Here is a 15,956-nt window from a genome sequence, read left to right as displayed (position 1 = left end):
CGACTGCTCGCCGAGGGGTCAGATCTCGATGACGGTCGGCACGATCATCGGCTGGCGGCGGTAGCTCTCGCCGACCCACTTGCCGACCGTGCGGCGCACCGCCTGCGCGATCCGGGCGGGGTCGGTGACGCGTTCGGCGGCAAGGGATTCCAGCTCCGCCTCCACCTTGCGGGCCGCCGGCTCCAGCGCCTTGGGGTCTTCGGAGAAGCCACGCGAATGCAGCTGCGGCGGCGCCACCGCCTTGCCGGTCCCGCGACGCAGCACCACGGTGATCGCGACGAACCCCGATGACAGGATCAGCCGCTCCCCCAGCGTGGCATCGCCGACGTCGCCGTCCACCAGCCCGTCGATGTAGACCTTGCCGACCGGAACCGCCCCGGCGATACTGGCCTGCCCGGCGACCAGGTCGACGCTGACCCCGTTCTCGGCCAACAGGATCGACTCCTCGGGGACCCCGGTGCGGGCGGCCAGCGCGGCGTTGGCGCGCAGCATCCGCCAGGTGCCGTGTACCGGCATCACGTTGCGCGGCCGGATTCCGTTGTAGAGGAACAGCAGCTCACCGGCATAAGCGTGCCCGGAGACGTGCACCCGCGCCGCGGCGTTCGTCACCACCCGCGCGCCGATCTTGGCCAGCGCGTCCATCACGCCGTAGACGGCCTCCTCGTTGCCGGGGATCAGCGACGACGACAACACCACCAGGTCACCCGCGGTCAGCGTGATGGACCGGTGCTCGCCGCGCGACATCCGCGACAGCGCCGACAGCGGCTCGCCCTGGGTCCCGGTGGTCACGAGCACCACCTGCTCCGGCGGCATCATCTCGGCGGCGCCGATGTCGACCAGGTCGGAGTCCGCCACCCGCAAAAAGCCCAGCTCCTTGGCGATGCCCATGTTGCGGACCATCGACCGGCCGACGAACGAAACCCGGCGGCCCAGTGCGACCGCCGCGTCGACGATCTGCTGCACCCGGTCGACGTTCGAGGCGAAGCAGGCCACGATCACCCGTCCCTCGGCACCGCGGATCAACCGGTGCAGGGTGGGACCGACCTCGCTCTCGCTGGGCCCGACACCCGGGATCTCGGCGTTGGTCGAGTCGCACAGGAACAGGTCCACACCCTTGTCGCCCAGCCGGGACATGCCGGGCAGATCCGTGGGACGCCCGTCCGGCGGCAACTGGTCGAGCTTGATGTCGCCGGTGTGCAGCACGGTGCCCGCGCCGGTGTGCACCGCGATCGCCAGCGCGTCCGGGATGGAGTGGTTGACCGCGAAGTATTCGCATTCGAACACCCCGTGGGTGCTGCGCTGACCTTCGGCGACCTGGACGAACACCGGTTTGATGCGGTGTTCGCGGCATTTGGCGGCGACCAGCGCCAGCGTGAACTTCGAACCGACCACCGGGATGTCGGGGCGCAGTTTGAGCAGGAACGGGATGGCGCCGATGTGGTCCTCGTGGGCGTGGGTCAGCACCAGCGCCTCGATGTCGTCGAGGCGGTCGGTGATGTGCCGGATGTCCGGCAGGATCAGGTCGACGCCGGGCTCGTCGTGGCCCGGGAACAGCACCCCGCAGTCGATGATCAGCAGCCGGCCGAGATGCTCGAAAACGGTCATGTTGCGGCCGATCTCGCTGATACCGCCGAGCGCGGTGACGCGTAACCCGCCGGCGGTCAGCGGACCCGGCGGCTTGAGGTCCTCACTCACCCGCACTCACTCGAGGACCGACGCGGCGCGCATGTCGATGGCCAGTTCGTCGACCTCGGCCGCGGTCGCGGGCACCATCGGCAGCCGTGGCTCGCCCGCATCGAACCCCTGCAACCGCAGCCCGGCCTTGACGAAGGTGACGCCACCGGTGCGGCCCATGGCGTTGGACAGCGGCGCGATCGAGACGTTGATCTTGCGGGCGGTCTCGACGTCACCGGATTCATACGCGGCCAGCATGTCGCGCAGCTGGCCCGCCGCGAAGTGCCCGATCACGCTGACGAATCCGGTGGCGCCCATCGCCAGCCACGGCAGGTTCAGGGCGTCGTCGCCGGAGTAGTAGGCCACGTCGGTTTCGGCCATGATCTGCGCGGCGGCATGCAGGTCGCCCTTGGCGTCCTTGATCGCGACGATGTTCGGGTGCTCGGCGAGCTCGAAGATGGTGTCCGGGGCGATCGGCACCGCCGAACGGGCCGGGATGTCGTACAGCATCACCGGCAGTCCGCTGGCGTCGGCGACCGCGGTGAAGTGCGCCAGCAGCCCGGCCTGCGAGGGCCGCGAGTAATAGGGGGTGACCACCAGCAACCCGTGAGCGCCGACCCCGGCGCAGGCCTCGGCCAGCCGGACGCTGTGCTCGGTGTCGTTGCTGCCGGCGCCGGCGATGATACGGGCGCGGTCGCCCACGGCCTCCACCACGGCACGAAGCAGGGTGAGCTTCTCGTAGTCGGCGGTGGTCGGCGACTCGCCGGTGGTCCCGGAGAGCACCAGGCCGTCACAGCCGGCGTCGACGAGCCGGTTCGCCAGCCGTACGGCGGCGTCGGTGTCCACGGAGCCGTCCGCACCGAACGGGGTCACCATCGCGGTCAGAACGGTGCCCAACTGCGCCTTGGCGTCGAATACGGTGCTGCTCACGAGCCCAAGAGTACCTGGCGGCGCGGAGTTGCTCAGACCTCGGTGGCGAGCGGACTGGTCGCCACTTCGGTGCCGTCGGCCAGCGCGGCGATCTCGAAATCTCCGAACGCGGCGGGGGCGAGCCCGATGAGCTGCCGCAGGCACTCGACGGCCAGCCGGCGGATCTCGACATCGGCATGCTCGCTGGCACGCATCGCGATGAAGTGCCGCCAGGCCCGATAGTTCCCGGTCACCACGATGCGGGTCTCGGTGGCGTTGGGCAGCACGGCGCGGGCAGCCTGGCGGGCCTGTTTGCGCCGCAGCACGGCATTGGGCTGGTCGGCGAACTTGGCCTCGAGCCTGGCCAGCAGTTCGGTGTAGGCGGCCCTGCTGGCGTCGGCGGCCTCGGCCAGGATCTGCTGCAACTCCGGGTCGTCGTCCAGCCCCGGCGGCACCACGATCCGGGAGTCCGGTTCGGGGACGTAGCGCTGGGAGAGCTGGGAGAACGAGAAATGCCGGTGCCGGATCAATTCGTGGGTGGCCGACCGGGAGATCCCGGTGATGTAGAAGCTCACGCCGGCGTGCTCGAGAACCGAGAAGTGCCCGACGTCGATGATGTGCTTCAGGTAGGCGGCGTTGGTGGCGGTGCGCGGGTTGGGCTTGGACCAGCTCTGATAGCAGGCTCGGCCGGCGAACTCGACCAGCGCCTGACCGCCCTCGGCGTCGGTGCTCCACGCAACGTCGCGCGGTGGTATGAACTCGGTCTTGGCAATCAGTTGCACGCGCAGCGGCGCCGTCTCGGCCACCGCACCACCTTAAGGCGTGCCGGCCCGGGTCAGCCCTTCGGCACTTTCGCGGCGATTTGCCGGGCGATGACGACCGCGGAATCCTTCGGGTCGGTGCTGCAGGTGTTGACGTCGACGACGACGTTGTTGGCCACGGTCAGCGCCCGCCCGCAGGCCTGCCAGGCCGATTCGCCGGCGTTTTGCTGGGTCGCGACGGTGCTCAACACGCCCTCGGCGTTCGATATGCGCCCGGCGGTCCACTCCGAACCGCTCTGGGTGTGGGTGTATTCGTGGCATTCCGGCCATTGCTTGGCGGACGCCTCGAAGAACTCCTCGGCTTGCTTGGCGGTCGGAAACAGCACCACGGCCTGATCGACGAAGTGGGCGTTGTCTTCGCCGTCGCTGACACTCTGCTCCCGCACCGCGCTGAAACCGCTGCGCGCATAGACCTGCTCCTGGGCGACTCCGTCGACGGCCAGGCACTCCCTCGGCTGCATCGTGGCGCTGTCGTCGGACAACACATCGTGGGGGGCGTGCGCCTTCATGTCGGCCACGCCCATGATCGGGTTGATCTCCTCGGGGGTGAGCAGCAGTGCCCGCAACCCGTCCTCGCCGACCGGGGCGACGGCGACCGTCGTCGTAGTCGGCGTCGCCGCGACGGTGGTGGTGGTTTTCGCCGCGCCGCCGCTGCCGCCGCAGCCGGCGATCGCCAGGCAGCCCATCACGACGAAACCGTACGAAACCGAACCCCGCACGCGATCACACCCCGTGTTTTCCATCAGGCTTGTGGATCCGCACGCCAGTCGAGGCGTCACCGATCAGTTCTTGTGCCACAGTAGCGAAAAATCGGGCGGTGCCGCCCGCGCTCAGCGCGGATCCGCCCAACCGCGTTGAGGCCGAACCGTTTTGGCTGCCGGCGACTCCGGATGTTTACGTTGTAATCCCACCGGGTATCCCGGCACATCGGCGGCCACCCGGCCGCCTGCTGGGTGGACGGCCCGCACTGCGCGGCCCGTCCGTCCGGTCTTGATCCGATCAAGAGAGGCACACCACATGAGTGACAAGGACAGTGGCCCCGAAGCCGGCATCAAAGGTGTCGTGGAAGGCGTCAAGGGCAAGGCCAAGGAGGCTGTCGGCACGGTGACCGGGAACGACTCGCTCAAGCGGGAAGGCCAGGCGCAGCAGGACAAGGCCGACGCGCAACGCGAGGTTGCGGCCAAAGAGGCAGAGGCCGAGAAGGCCCGCGCCAAGGCCGAGGCAGACGAGGCGCGCGAGCGTGCCGAACAGTAGCGAGGCAATCGCGTGTTGATGCGCAGAATCGCACGTCCGCTGCTGGCGGCGGCGTTCATCGGGCAGGGCGTGGAGGCGTTGCGCCGGCCGCAGCAGGCCGGCCAGACGGCCCGTCCGGCGTTCGACGGGCTGCAACACCTACCCGACGAGATATCGGCGAAAGTGCCGTCCGATGTCGAGACGTTCGCCAAAGCCAACGCGCTGGTCCAGATCGGCGGCGGCCTGCTGCTCGCCAGCGGCAGACTGCCGCGGATTGCCGCTGCGGCGCTGGCATGCACGGTCATTCCCGGCAGTGCGGGCGGCCACATGTTCTGGATGGAGCCTGACATCCAGCGCAGGGCACAACAACGCCAGGCGTTCCTGACCGACGTCAGCCTGATCGGCGGGTTGATGATCGCGGCGGCCGACACCGAGGGACGGCCATCGCTGGGTTGGCGGGCCCGGCGTGCCGCCCGGCACGCATACCAGCGTGCGGCGGCGGCTATGCCCACCGCCTCGAACGATGCGGTGCTCGACACGGTCGGCGAGAAGCTGAGCGCGGGTCTGCAGGCCGGCGCCGAACACGGCCGCGAACTCGCCGAACTGGTGGGTGAGCGGGCCGGACCGCTACTGGAGGCGGCCGGCGAACGCGGAGCGCAGTTCGCCGAGGTCGCCGCCGACCGCGGCACCGACCTGGCGCACGCGGCCCGCGAAAGCGCGACCACCCTCGCCGAGAGCGCGCGCCGGCGCCTTCACCGGCCGGACAACCACCGCGGCCGGTGATTCATCGGCGGGGCCGCCCTCGGCGCAACTCGGCCGCCAGGTCGCCGCGCTCCCCCACGCTGACCCGGCTCAATCCCAGCCAGTGCGCCATGGTCTGCAACTCGAGTAGCAACGCCTGGGCCACCCGCTGCCGGGCATGGCCCGCTTCGGCGAACGCCCCGACGACGTGTAGCGCCCCGGCTCGGCGGTCGGCCTTGAGGTCCACCCGGCCGACCAGCTGTCCGTCCAGCAGGAACGGCCACACGTAGTAGCCGTATCGTCGCTGGGCCGCCGGGGTGTAGATCTCGAGCCGGTAGTGGAAATCGAACAGCCGCTCCACCCGGGGACGGAAGAAGATCAGCGGGTCGAACGGACACAGCAGCGTGGTGCCCCGATCACCCCGGGGAATCGGCTGACCGGACCGCAGGTATGCCGGCCCGTCCCAGCTGGCCACCGTCACGGGCTCCAGGTCGCCGGCGGCCACCAGCGCCGCGATCGCCGGTTTGGCCTGGCCGGCCGACAGCCGGAAGTAGTCACGCAGATCGGCCTCGGTACCGACACCCAGAGCGGTCGCAGCCCGCAGCACCAGTTCCCGCACGGCCTCGGCGTCGTCGACCTGCCGCGCCAGCACGTGGGCCGGTAGCACGTTCTCCACCAGGTCGTAGTGCCGGGCGAATCCCACCCGGGTGGCGGTGGTCAGCACCCCGGCGGCGAACAGCGCCTCGGCGACCCACTTGGTGTCGCTGCGATTCCACCACGGGCCCTTGCCCACCCGGCCCGCTCCCGACCACGTGGCGGCCAGGTGCGCCTCGAGTTGGCCGGCGGTGGCCGGGCCGATCTCGGCGACTGCGGCGGTGACATCCTCGACGAGCTGCGGATTGGCCCGCACGATGTGGGCGCCCCAGCGGCCGTGCGGCCACTGGCGCATCCGCCAGCGCAGCAGCGGCCAGTCGTCGACGGCCATCAGCGCCGCCTCATGCGCCCAGTATTCGACCAGCAGCCGCGGCGAACGGCTGCTGTGGCTCCAGGCGGCGCGGTCCAGCATGGTGCGGTCGTAGCAGCCCAGCCGGCTGAACACCGGGGCATAGTGGGCGCGCACCGCCACGGACACCGAGTCCAGTTGCAACACCTGGATGCGGGAGATCAACCGCTTCAGGTGCGCCCGGGTGATGGTGACGCGTGGTTTGGCGACAGTGAATCCCTGTGCGGCGACCGCGATCCGGCGCGCCTGCGCCGAGGTCAACGACGCCATCAGCGGTGGTAGCTGCAGAACCGGTACCGCAAGCCGCGCGCGCTGGTCAGCCACGGCCCCGCGGTGCCCCGCCAGCTTTCGTCGAGCACCGGTGCCACGGCGTCCTCGTCCTGCCGGGGCAGGTCGATCTCCACTTCGGTCACCTCGCACCGGTCGGCGAGCGGCAGCGCCAGCGCGTAGATCTGCGCCCCGCCGATCACCCAGGTCTCGGCATCGGTCAGCGCCGCGTCGAGGGCCGGAACCACCTCGGCGCCGTCGGCGCGGTAGTCGCTGCGGCGGCTGACCACCACGTTGGCCCGGCCGGGCAGCGGACGCACGCCGGCCGGCAGCGATTCCCAGGTCAACCGGCCCATCACCACCCGGTGCCCCAGGGTGAGTTCCTTGAAACGCGCCTGGTCTTCGGGCAGTCGCCACGGGATGCCGCCGTCACGCCCGATCACCCCGGACGTCGACTGGGCCCAGATCAGACCCACCTTGGCCGGGCGGCTCATACCGCGACGGGCGCCTTGATCGCCGGGTGTGGGTCGTAGCCCAGGATCTCGATGTCGTCGAAGGTGTAGCCGAAGATCGAATCCCGCGGCGCCAGAGCCAGTTTCGGGTAGGCGCGGGGTTGGCGGGACAGTTGCTCCCGCACCTGCTCGACGTGGTTGTCGTAGATGTGGCAGTCCCCGCCGGTCCAGACGAACTCTCCGACGTCCAGCCCGGCCTGCGCGGCCATCATGTGGGTGAGCAGCGCATAGCTGGCGATGTTGAACGGCACGCCGAGGAACAGGTCGGCGCTGCGCTGGTAGAGCTGGCAGGACAGCCGCCCGCCGGCGACGTAGAACTGGAAGAGTGCGTGGCACGGCGCCAGCGCCATCTGGTCCAGTTCGCCGACATTCCATGCCGAGACGATGATGCGGCGTGAGTCCGGGTCGGTGCGCAACAACTCCACCGCGCGTTCGATCTGGTCGATGTGCTGCCCGCTCGGTGTCGGCCAGGAGCGCCACTGCACGCCGTACACCGGCCCGAGATCACCGGTGTCGGAGGCCCATTCGTCCCAGATGCTGACGCCGTGTTCCTTGAGCCAGCCGATGTTGGAGTCCCCGCGCAGAAACCACAGCAACTCGTAGACCACCGACTTGACGTGCACTTTCTTGGTGGTGATGAGCGGGAAGCCGGCGGCCAGGTCGTAGCGCAACTGGTGGCCGAACAGGCTGCGGGTGCCGGTGCCGGTCCGGTCGGCCTTGGGGGTTCCGCGCTCGAGCACCAAGGCCAGCAGATCCTCGTACGGGGTGGCGATCGGCACGTCGTCCAGCTTACTTGCCCGGCGTCGGGGTAGAACGGAAGCCATGCCGACGATCACCGACACCATCACCACTGCCGACGGCGACTGCCCCGTCCGGCTGTTCACCCCGGACGGGCCCGCTCCCTGGCCGGGCGTCGTCATGTATCCCGATGCCGGTGGAGTGCGGCAGACCTTTGTCGAGATGGCCGCCGAACTGGCGAGTTCGGGCTACGCCGTGCTGCTGCCCGACGTGTACTACCGGCACCCCGGCTGGGAGCCCTTCGACATGGCCACCGCGTTCAGCAACGCCAAGGAGCGGGGCCGGATCATGTCGATGCTGGGCAGCGTCACCTTCGATCGGATGACGACCGACGCCGAGGCGTTCTTCGACTACCTGGCGGGCCGCCCCGAAGTGCGCGGGGAGAAGTTCGGGGTCTGCGGTTACTGCATGGGCGGGCGCATCTCGGTGGTCGTGGCCGGCCGTGTTCCCGATCGGGTGGCAGCGGCGGCGTCGTTCCACGGCGGCGGCCTGGTCACCGACGCGGCCGACAGCCCGCACCTGCTGGCCGAGCAGATGAGCGCCACGGTGTATGTCGCCGGTGCCGCCAACGACGCGTCCTTCACCAAGGCGCAGGCAGCGACGCTGGAGCAGGCGTTGGCCGCCGCCGGCGTCGAGCACACCGTCGAGTTCTACCCGGCCGCCCACGGCTTCGCGGTCCCCGACAACCCGCCGTACGACGCCGATGCCGCGGCCCGGCACTGGGCGGCGATGCGGCAGGTGTTCGCCGCCGCGCTGACCGGATAGCCGGGCCGGCTCCCGGCCTAGCCAGGATGCAGGGCGTCACCAAGATGGTCGGCGATGCTGACCTCATCGAGTGCGCTGTCGCGGGTTTCGCGCATCACCAGCACCGCGGCGAAGGACAGCGCCGCCGCGATCGACAGGTAGATGCCCACCCAGCGCACGCCGTACCCGGTGGCCAGCCAGGTGGCGATGAACGGCGCCACCGCCGCCCCCAGGATGCTCGCCGCGTTGTAGGACACGCCCGATCCGGTGTAGCGGACGTTGGTGGGGAACAGTTCGGGTAGCACCGCGCTCATCGGCCCGAATGCCAGGCCCATCAACGTCATTCCGATGATCAGGAAGGTCAGTATCGCCGCGGGCGGCCGGTCCGGGCGCAAGAAGAACCCGAAGGTGGTCCCGTACACCATGATTCCGGCGATGAAGACCAGCAGCACCGGCCGACGGCCAAATCGATCGGCCAGCACGCCGGACAGTGGCAGCACCGCTATGAAGAACAGCACCCCGATCAACTGCAACCCGAGGAAGTCGGCGTAGCTGTAGCCCAGCCCGGTGCCCTGCGGTGGCCGCTTGGTGGTGGCGTGGCTCAGTGTCCACGTCGTCACGGTGTAGAACAGCGTGTAGGTCGCCACCATCACCAGCGTGCCGATGACCAGCTCGCGCCAGCTGTCCCGGAACACCTGGGCGATCGGCGCGGTCAGACGCTCACCGCTCTCGATCGCCCGGGTGAACACCGGTGTCTCGGTGAGCCGCAGCCGCACATAGAGCCCGACGCCGACCATCGCAGCGCTCAGCAGAAACGGGATGCGCCAACCCCAGCTCAGAAACGCCCCGGACCCATCGTCGTCGGCGCCCGCCGGCCCCAGCAGCCGCAGCAGCAGCAGGAACAGCGCGGTGGCGAACAGAAATCCCAGCGGGGCGCCCAGCTGCGGCCATATCCCCGCCGACGCCCGCCGGCCCGGTTTGGCGGTCTCGGTGGCCAGCAACGCCGCACCGCTCCATTCGCCGCCCAGCGCCAGGCCCTGGCTGAACCGCAGGATGGCCAGCAACACCGGTGCGGCCAGGCCGATGTGGTGATAGGTCGGCAGCAGCCCGATCAGGAACGTCGCGATACCCATGACCAGCAATGAGGCGACGAGCGTGGCCTTGCGGCCCAGCCGGTCGCCGAAGTGGCCGAACAGCACCGACCCCAGCGGCCGGGCCACGAACGCCAGGCCGAAGGTCGCCAACGACGCCAACAGTGCCGCGGTCGGGTTTCCCGGGGGGAAGAACAGGTGCGGAAAGACGGTGACCGCCGCGGCCGCATAGACGTAGAAGTCATAGAACTCGATCGTGGTGCCGATCAGCGCCGCCACCGCTATTCGCCTGCGCGGAACCCCGTCGACGAGATCCGGTTCGCTGGTGCGGGTCACCGCCTCCCCTCAGATCCCCGCTTCATCGGCGACCTCGCGGGCCTTGCGCACGAGCGCGTCGATCCACCCCGTGATCGGGGTCCCGGCAGCGGCCTTGTTGGCCGGATTGTCCAGCACCCGCCGCACGATCCCCTCGGCGATGATCGCGACCTTCCAGAGCCCCAGCGCATGCCAGTACTGCAGCGTCGCCGCGTCGCGCCCGGTCTGCTCGAGGTAGACCCGGGCCAGTTCGGCCCGGTCGGGAAAGCCCTCCAGCGTGCTGAGGACGAACTCTCCGGCGATGTCCTCCTCGCCGGGTTCCGGCCAGTACGCCAGCAGGCTGCCCATGTCGGCCAGCGGGTCGCCGAGGGTGGACAACTCCCAGTCCAGCACGGCCACCACCTGCCCGCTCTGCGGTGAGGTGATCACGTTGCGCAGGTGGAAGTCACCGTGCACCAAGGTGAGTTCGTGCTGCGGCGGCGCCGCCGCAGCCAGCCGCCGGGTCAGGTCATCGAGCGCGGGCAGCTCGCGGGTCTTGGACTTCTCCCATTGACCAGCCCAGCGTTTGAGCTGACGCTGCGCGTACGGCTTGTGACTGGCCAGATCGTCGAGGCCGACGGCTTTGATGTCGACGGCGTGAATCTTGGCCAGTGTCTTGGGCATTGACAGCCCGATCTGCCGGCGCCGCTCTGGCGTCAGCGATTCGGCAACCGACATCCGGTCGGCCACCACCCCGTCGACGTACTCCATCAACAGCAACGGCGTGCCTTCGGAGTCGCGCGTCATCCCGTACACCCGCGGGGTGGGCACCTCGGTGTCTTCCAAGGCGGCAAGAATCCGTGCTTCGCGGGCGACGTCGTGGGCCGATGCCAGCAACTCACCCAGCGGCGGGCGACGCAGCACCCACCGGTGGTCGGCGGCGTCGGAGACCAGGTAGGTCAGGTTCGACTGCCCAATCCCGATCCGCTCGAACTTCACCGGGCGACTGACGGGAATACCCAGTTGCGCAATCCAGCGCGCGATCATCGGCGGGTCGACGCCGAGCACCTCAGCCACCACGACCTGCCCGGAAACCGGTTGCGTCACCGAGGACCTGGCCACCGTCGACCACCAGTGTCTGTCCGGTGATCCAGCTGGCCGCATCGGAGACCAGAAACGCGACCGCGTCGGCCACATCGACCGGTTCCCCGATCCGTCCCAGCGGAATCGTCGTCGACAACGCCTGCTCGTGCTCCTGCCACAGCACCTCGGCCAGCCTGGTGCGCACCACGCCGGGGCAGATGGCGTTGACCCGCACGCCCGGTGAGAGCTCCAGTGCCAACTGCTTGGTGACGTGAATCAGCGCGGCCTTGGTGGCGTTGTACATGCCCATCAGCGGCGCGGAGCTCATCCCGCCGATCGAGGCGGTGTTCACCACCGCGCCGCCGTGCTCGGCCATCCACGACTTGACCGCGCACGACGTCCACAACAGCGGGCCCCACAGGTTGACGTCGAAGATCTTGGCGAACCGGCCGTGGTCCTGGTCGATCAGCGGACCGAACGCCGGATTGGTGCCGGCATTGTTGACCAGGATGTCGATGCTGCCGAACCGTTCCAGCGTGAGATCGACACAGCGCTGTGCGGCATCGTCCTCGGCGACGTGAGCGGCCACACCCAGCGCATTGCCGTCGATCTGTGCGGCCGCGGCATCGGCGCTCTGCTGGTCGCGCGAGGTGAGTACCACGTTGGCGCCCGCCTGGGCCAGTCGCTGTCCGATCGCCAGCCCGATGCCGCGGGAGGCGCCGGTGATGATCGCGGTGCGCCCGGTCAGCTCCGTCGTTGTCACTGGGCGGCCGCCCGGTACTTCTTCAATTCCTGCCGGGCGATGGCGCGCTTGTGGACCTCGTCGGGACCGTCGGCGAGCCGAAGCGTGCGCAGGTGCGCCCAGAACCCGGCCAGCGGGAAGTCCTCGGTGACGCCGCCGGCGCCGTGCACCTGGATGGCCCGGTCAACGATCTTCAGCGCGATCTCGGGTGCGGCGACCTTGATCGCCGCGATCTCGACCTGCGCCGCCTTGTTGCCGACGGTGTCCATCAGGTAGGCGGCTTTGAGGGTGAGCAGCCGGATCATCTCGATGTCGATGCGCGCCTCGGCGATCCAGTCGCGGATGTTGGCGTTGTCGGAGACCGGCTTGCCGAAGGTGACCCGGGATTGCGCACGCCGGCACAGCAGTTCCAGCGCACGCTCGGCCATGCCGATGCAGCGCATGCAGTGGTGGATGCGGCCCGGTCCCAACCGGGCCTGGGCGATCGCGAAACCCTCTCCCTCGCCTTTGAGCACGTCCTTGGCCGGCACCCGGACATCCTTGAAGTCGATCTCGGCGTGGCCCTCGCGGTCCTGGTAGCCGAAGACCGAGACTCCGCGCATGACGGTGACGCCCGGGGCGTCGATGGGAACCACCATCATCGATTGCTGCCGGTGGGTGGCGGCGTCGGGATCGGTCTTACCCATCACGATCATCACCCGGCAGTTCTGGTGTAAAGCGTTGGAAGCAAACCACTTCCGTCCGTTGAGGACGTATTCGTCGCCATCTTTGACCATCGACAGCTGCACGTTGGTGGCGTCGGAGCTGGCCACCGCCGGCTCGGTCATCGCGAACGCCGAGCGGATCTTCCCCTCCAGCAGCGGCTTGAGGTATTTCTCCTTGTGCTCATCGCTGCCGAACAGCGTGAACACCTCCATGTTGCCGGTGTCGGGCGCGCTGCAGTTGGTCGCCTCCGGCGCCAGGTGCGGGCTGCGGCCCATGATCTCGGCCAGCGGCGCGTACTCGAGGTTGCTCAGGCCGGGGCCGACGTCCGGATGAGGGTGAAACAGGTTCCACAGACCACGGCTTCGCGCCTCGGTCTTGAGCTCCTCCAGGATCGGGGGCTGAAAATGTGGGTCGCCGGATTCGGCCATCTGCGTCTCGTAGACCGCCTCCGCCGGGTACACGCAGCTGTCCATGAATTCCAGCAGGTCGGCTCGGTATTTCGCCGCGCGCTCCGACATCTCGAACAGTGACATGCAGACTCCTCTTCTAGGGCACTTCCGGATTGAGCAGGCCGCGCTGGTAGCGGCGCATTCCGCGCAGCCAGCGGTCGTAATCGGCTCCCTTGAACCGGTACATCTCCAGCACGGCCGGGTGCGGCAGGATCAGGAAGCGTTCGTCGGCGATGGCGGCGAGCACCTCCTCGGCGACGGCGGCCGGTTCGATCACCTCGCCGGCCGCGGTGACCGCGCGGGTGGCGAGATCACCCAGCGGGTCGCCGGATTGTTCGCCGGCGTAGAGCAGTTTGGTGTTGACGCCCATCGGGCACAGGCAGCTGACCCGCACGCCCTGATCGCCGTAGCTGATGTTGAGCCATTCGGCGAATCCGACGGCGGCATGTTTGGTGACCGCGTAGGTGGCGCCACCGAGTTGGGTGAGCAGGCCGGCCGCCGACGCGGTGGACACGAAATAGCCCTCGCCGCGGCGCACCCAGTCGGGGACCAACAGCTGCGCGGCGCGGATGTGGGCCCGCAGGTTGATGTCGATCGCCTGGTCCCAGTCGCCGTCGTCGGCGTGCAGACCGGGGGCGCCGGTGATGCCGGCGTTGGCGAAGTACATGTCGACCGGACCGTAGTGGCGCTCGGCGAGCGCGATGAGCTCCCGGATCACCGCGGTGTCGGAGACGTCACCGCCACTGCTGGTCGCCGCGCCCGGATGCTCGGCGTTGATGGCGTCGGCCACCGCCGCCGCGGCCGGCGCGTCGAGGTCGGCCACCACCACCGTCGCCCCGGCCCGGGCCAGCGCTGTGGCCAGTGCGCCGCCGATGCCGCCCCCACCCCCGGTGACGATAGCGACCCGCTCGGCAACCTTCATGGGCACCTTCCCTCACTTCGGTCGTTCGTCACCGTAATTGAAACCGATTTCACCTTCAACTATTGGCCTTCCGGAAAGCGCAGGGCGTTGGCCCACAGCCGGGTCACCGTGCCCACCAGCGCCTCGAAGTCGATGTCGACCGTCTCGCCGAGCACGAACGCGCCGTAGGCCAGTCGGCTGACCATCCCCGAGAGCGCCAGCGATGCCAGCAGCGGGTCGACGTCCGCGCCGGCGATCCCACGTGCCTGCAGGTCGGCGATTCCGGCGGCATTGCGCTGGACGAACGCATCGGCCCGCTGCGATCGGAAAGCACGGAACGTGGGATCGATCTGGGCCACCTGTTCGAGCAGGCCCATCAGCTTGGCATTGCGCCGATATGCCTCCAGGTAGGCACGATTGCTCGCCTCCAGGACAGCATAGGGATCGTCGGTGCCGCCGACCCGGCCCATTCCCGGGTGCATCATGTCCTGCTGCGCCTGTTCGAGGACGGCGGCGAAGATCTCCTCTTTGTTCGCGAAGTAGGTGTAGAACGACCCGGTGGCGCAACCGGCCGCCTTGGTGATGTCGGTCAGCTTGGCGTCGAGATAGCCGTCCCGCTCGAACACCTTGCGGGCGGCGGCGACCAGCGCGGCCCGGGTCCGCGCGCCGCGCACCGTCGCCGGCGGTTGGCGGGTCGGGGCGGCCGGCACGGCTTCCATCCGGGCAGCCTAGCTGAATCCGACGTCAAGTTCATCCATGGCGGTGCCGTCGGCGAGTGCGCCCAGCATGGCGTCGGCCTCCGGTTCGGGCAGCGACTCCACCCCGCGCAGCTTGCGTTCGATGGCGCGGGTGCGGACCCCGGCGGTGTCGATGGTGTTGCGGGCGGTGTCGAGTTGCTTGCGGGTCTTCTCCAGCACCGCGGCGAACTTTCCGAACTCGGTTTTGACCGCACCGAGCACCTGCCAGACCTCGCTGCTGCGCTGCTCGATCGCCAGCGTGCGAAAGCCCATCCGCAGGCTGTTGAGCAGCGCCGCCAGTGTCGTCGGGCCGGCGAGGGTGACCTTGTACTTGGCCTGGATCCGTTCGAACAGCCCCGGTTGGCGCAGCACCTCGGCGTAGAGGCTCTCCGTCGCCAGGAACAGGATCGCGAAGTCGGTGGTGTGCGGCGGTGACAGGTACTTGTCACAGATGTCTCCGGCTTCGGCCTCGATCCGCCGGATCAACGCCTGCCGCGCGGCGGCCTCCCCCGCGGCGTCGGCGCTCTCCTGCGCGTCGAGCAGGCGCTCGAAGTCCTCCCGCGGAAACTTGGCGTCGATCGGCAGCAGCACTTCACCGGCGCCGGATCCGCCGGGCAACCGGATCGCAAACTCCACCCGGGCGGCCGACCCCGGCACGGTGGCCACGTTGGTGGCGTACTGCTCGGGCGTGAGTGTCTCGGCCAGCAGCGCGGCCAGTTGCGCCTCACCGAAGATGCCGCGGGTCTTGACGTTGGTCAGCACCCGCTTCAAGTCGCCCACCCCGGTGGCCAGCGTCTGCATCTCGCCGAGCCCCCGCTGCACGGCCTCCAGCCGCTCGGAGATCTGCGTGAAGGACTGGGCCAGCCGGGTTTCCAGCGTCGCCTGCAGCTTCTCGTCGACGGTGGCGCGCATCTTCTCCAATTGCGCGGTGTTCTCGGTCTGCAGGCTCTTGAGTTGGCGATCCAGCGTCGCGCCCAGTTTGTCCTGGGTGCCCTGCAGGGTCGCCCCGAAACGGTGCAGCGTCAGCTGCCATTGGTGAAACGCCTGCGCGAGTTCGGCACGCCCGGTGTGCTGCTCTTCGCGCAGTGTTCGCTCCACCCGCTCGCTGTCGCCGCGCAGCGCGGCGAGCTGTTCGGGCGAGAGCGTTCCGCCACCCGGCCGCAGCAGCATCACCACCTGGAGGATCACCGCCAGCAACGCAAGTGACGTGAGCAGGATCAGCAGGGCGGTGTCCATACCCGGCAAGCTAGCG

General features: G+C 69.2%; 17 protein-coding genes. 3 read left to right on the top strand and 14 right to left on the bottom strand.

Annotation, left to right across the window (positions count from 1 at the left end):
• Positions 1–18 precede the first annotated feature (18 nt).
• The 4 genes from ACAG20_RS17400 to ACAG20_RS17385 are packed head-to-tail and all read right to left on the bottom strand — an operon-like array spanning position 19 to position 4,123.
• Entirely contained in the window at positions 19–1,695 is a 1,677-nt protein-coding gene (locus tag ACAG20_RS17400) for a ribonuclease J (RefSeq protein ID WP_370493469.1), read from the bottom strand.
• Between the two features lie 6 nt (positions 1,696–1,701).
• A complete protein-coding gene (gene dapA, locus ACAG20_RS17395) occupies positions 1,702–2,604 on the bottom strand; it encodes a 4-hydroxy-tetrahydrodipicolinate synthase (protein ID WP_370493468.1) in 903 nt (300 codons plus the stop codon).
• Positions 2,605–2,636: 32 nt separating this feature from the next.
• A complete protein-coding gene (thyX, locus tag ACAG20_RS17390) occupies positions 2,637–3,389 on the bottom strand; it encodes an FAD-dependent thymidylate synthase (protein WP_370493467.1) in 753 nt (250 codons plus the stop codon).
• A 29-nt stretch (positions 3,390–3,418) separates the two neighbouring features.
• Entirely contained in the window at positions 3,419–4,123 is a 705-nt protein-coding gene (locus ACAG20_RS17385) for a sensor domain-containing protein (protein ID WP_370493466.1), read from the bottom strand.
• Between the two features lie 298 nt (positions 4,124–4,421).
• On the opposite strand from ACAG20_RS17385, the gene ACAG20_RS17380 reads away from it, so the two are divergent.
• Both ACAG20_RS17380 and ACAG20_RS17375 read left to right on the top strand, forming a co-directional pair.
• Positions 4,422–4,658 carry a CsbD family protein gene (locus ACAG20_RS17380; RefSeq protein ID WP_370493465.1) on the top strand — a complete coding sequence of 79 codons (237 nt, stop codon included), beginning with the start codon at positions 4,422–4,424 and terminating at the stop codon, positions 4,656–4,658.
• Positions 4,659–4,676: 18 nt separating this feature from the next.
• Positions 4,677–5,420 (top strand): DoxX family protein, encoded by a 744-nt coding sequence (locus ACAG20_RS17375; protein ID WP_370493464.1) that lies wholly within the window; start codon positions 4,677–4,679, stop codon positions 5,418–5,420.
• A 1-nt stretch (position 5,421) separates the two neighbouring features.
• Here ACAG20_RS17375 and ACAG20_RS17370 read toward each other — a convergent pair whose 3' ends face one another.
• From ACAG20_RS17370 to ACAG20_RS17360, 3 genes are read right to left on the bottom strand one after another with little or no spacing between them, the layout of a single operon-like run.
• Positions 5,422–6,651, bottom strand: a complete 1,230-nt coding sequence (locus ACAG20_RS17370) for a winged helix-turn-helix domain-containing protein (RefSeq protein WP_370493568.1) — start codon at positions 6,649–6,651, stop codon at positions 5,422–5,424.
• Entirely contained in the window at positions 6,651–7,142 is a 492-nt protein-coding gene (locus tag ACAG20_RS17365; protein ID WP_370493463.1) for a dihydrofolate reductase, read from the bottom strand. The genes ACAG20_RS17370 and ACAG20_RS17365 overlap by 1 nt, the downstream gene beginning before the upstream one ends.
• A complete protein-coding gene (locus ACAG20_RS17360; protein WP_370493462.1) occupies positions 7,139–7,939 on the bottom strand; it encodes a thymidylate synthase in 801 nt (266 codons plus the stop codon). The genes ACAG20_RS17365 and ACAG20_RS17360 overlap by 4 nt, the downstream gene beginning before the upstream one ends.
• 43 nt (positions 7,940–7,982) lie before the next feature.
• Between ACAG20_RS17360 and ACAG20_RS17355 the strand changes: the two genes are divergently transcribed.
• Positions 7,983–8,723: an alpha/beta fold hydrolase gene (locus ACAG20_RS17355; RefSeq protein ID WP_370493461.1), complete on the top strand. Its 741-nt coding sequence runs from the start codon at positions 7,983–7,985 to the stop codon at positions 8,721–8,723.
• A 17-nt stretch (positions 8,724–8,740) separates the two neighbouring features.
• Here ACAG20_RS17355 and ACAG20_RS17350 read toward each other — a convergent pair whose 3' ends face one another.
• The 7 genes from ACAG20_RS17350 to ACAG20_RS17320 are packed head-to-tail and all read right to left on the bottom strand — an operon-like array spanning position 8,741 to position 15,940.
• Positions 8,741–10,129, bottom strand: a complete 1,389-nt coding sequence (locus ACAG20_RS17350) for an MFS transporter (protein WP_370493460.1) — start codon at positions 10,127–10,129, stop codon at positions 8,741–8,743.
• A 9-nt stretch (positions 10,130–10,138) separates the two neighbouring features.
• A complete protein-coding gene (locus tag ACAG20_RS17345) occupies positions 10,139–11,134 on the bottom strand; it encodes a phosphotransferase family protein (protein WP_370493566.1) in 996 nt (331 codons plus the stop codon).
• 22 nt (positions 11,135–11,156) lie between these two features.
• Complete coding sequence (locus ACAG20_RS17340) at positions 11,157–11,933, bottom strand: SDR family oxidoreductase (protein WP_370493459.1); 777 nt, start codon at positions 11,931–11,933, stop codon at positions 11,157–11,159.
• Positions 11,930–13,150, bottom strand: coding sequence for an acyl-CoA dehydrogenase family protein (locus ACAG20_RS17335; RefSeq protein ID WP_370493458.1), 1,221 nt, complete (start codon positions 13,148–13,150; stop codon positions 11,930–11,932). Before ACAG20_RS17335 ends, ACAG20_RS17340 begins: the two co-directional genes overlap by 4 nt.
• 13 nt (positions 13,151–13,163) lie before the next feature.
• A complete protein-coding gene (locus ACAG20_RS17330) occupies positions 13,164–13,988 on the bottom strand; it encodes an SDR family oxidoreductase (RefSeq protein ID WP_370493457.1) in 825 nt (274 codons plus the stop codon).
• Positions 13,989–14,047: 59 nt separating this feature from the next.
• Positions 14,048–14,686, bottom strand: a complete 639-nt coding sequence (locus tag ACAG20_RS17325; protein ID WP_370493456.1) for a TetR/AcrR family transcriptional regulator — start codon at positions 14,684–14,686, stop codon at positions 14,048–14,050.
• Positions 14,687–14,695: 9 nt separating this feature from the next.
• Complete coding sequence (locus tag ACAG20_RS17320; RefSeq protein ID WP_370493455.1) at positions 14,696–15,940, bottom strand: DNA recombination protein RmuC; 1,245 nt, start codon at positions 15,938–15,940, stop codon at positions 14,696–14,698.
• Between the last annotated feature and the right edge of the window lie 16 nt (positions 15,941–15,956).

This window comes from Mycobacterium sp. pW045 (assembly GCF_041287085.1).
Lineage (GTDB): Bacteria > Actinomycetota > Actinomycetes > Mycobacteriales > Mycobacteriaceae > Mycobacterium > Mycobacterium algericum_A.
Note: the sequence above shows the minus strand (reverse complement) of the source record. Positions and strands in the feature narration are given on the sequence as shown.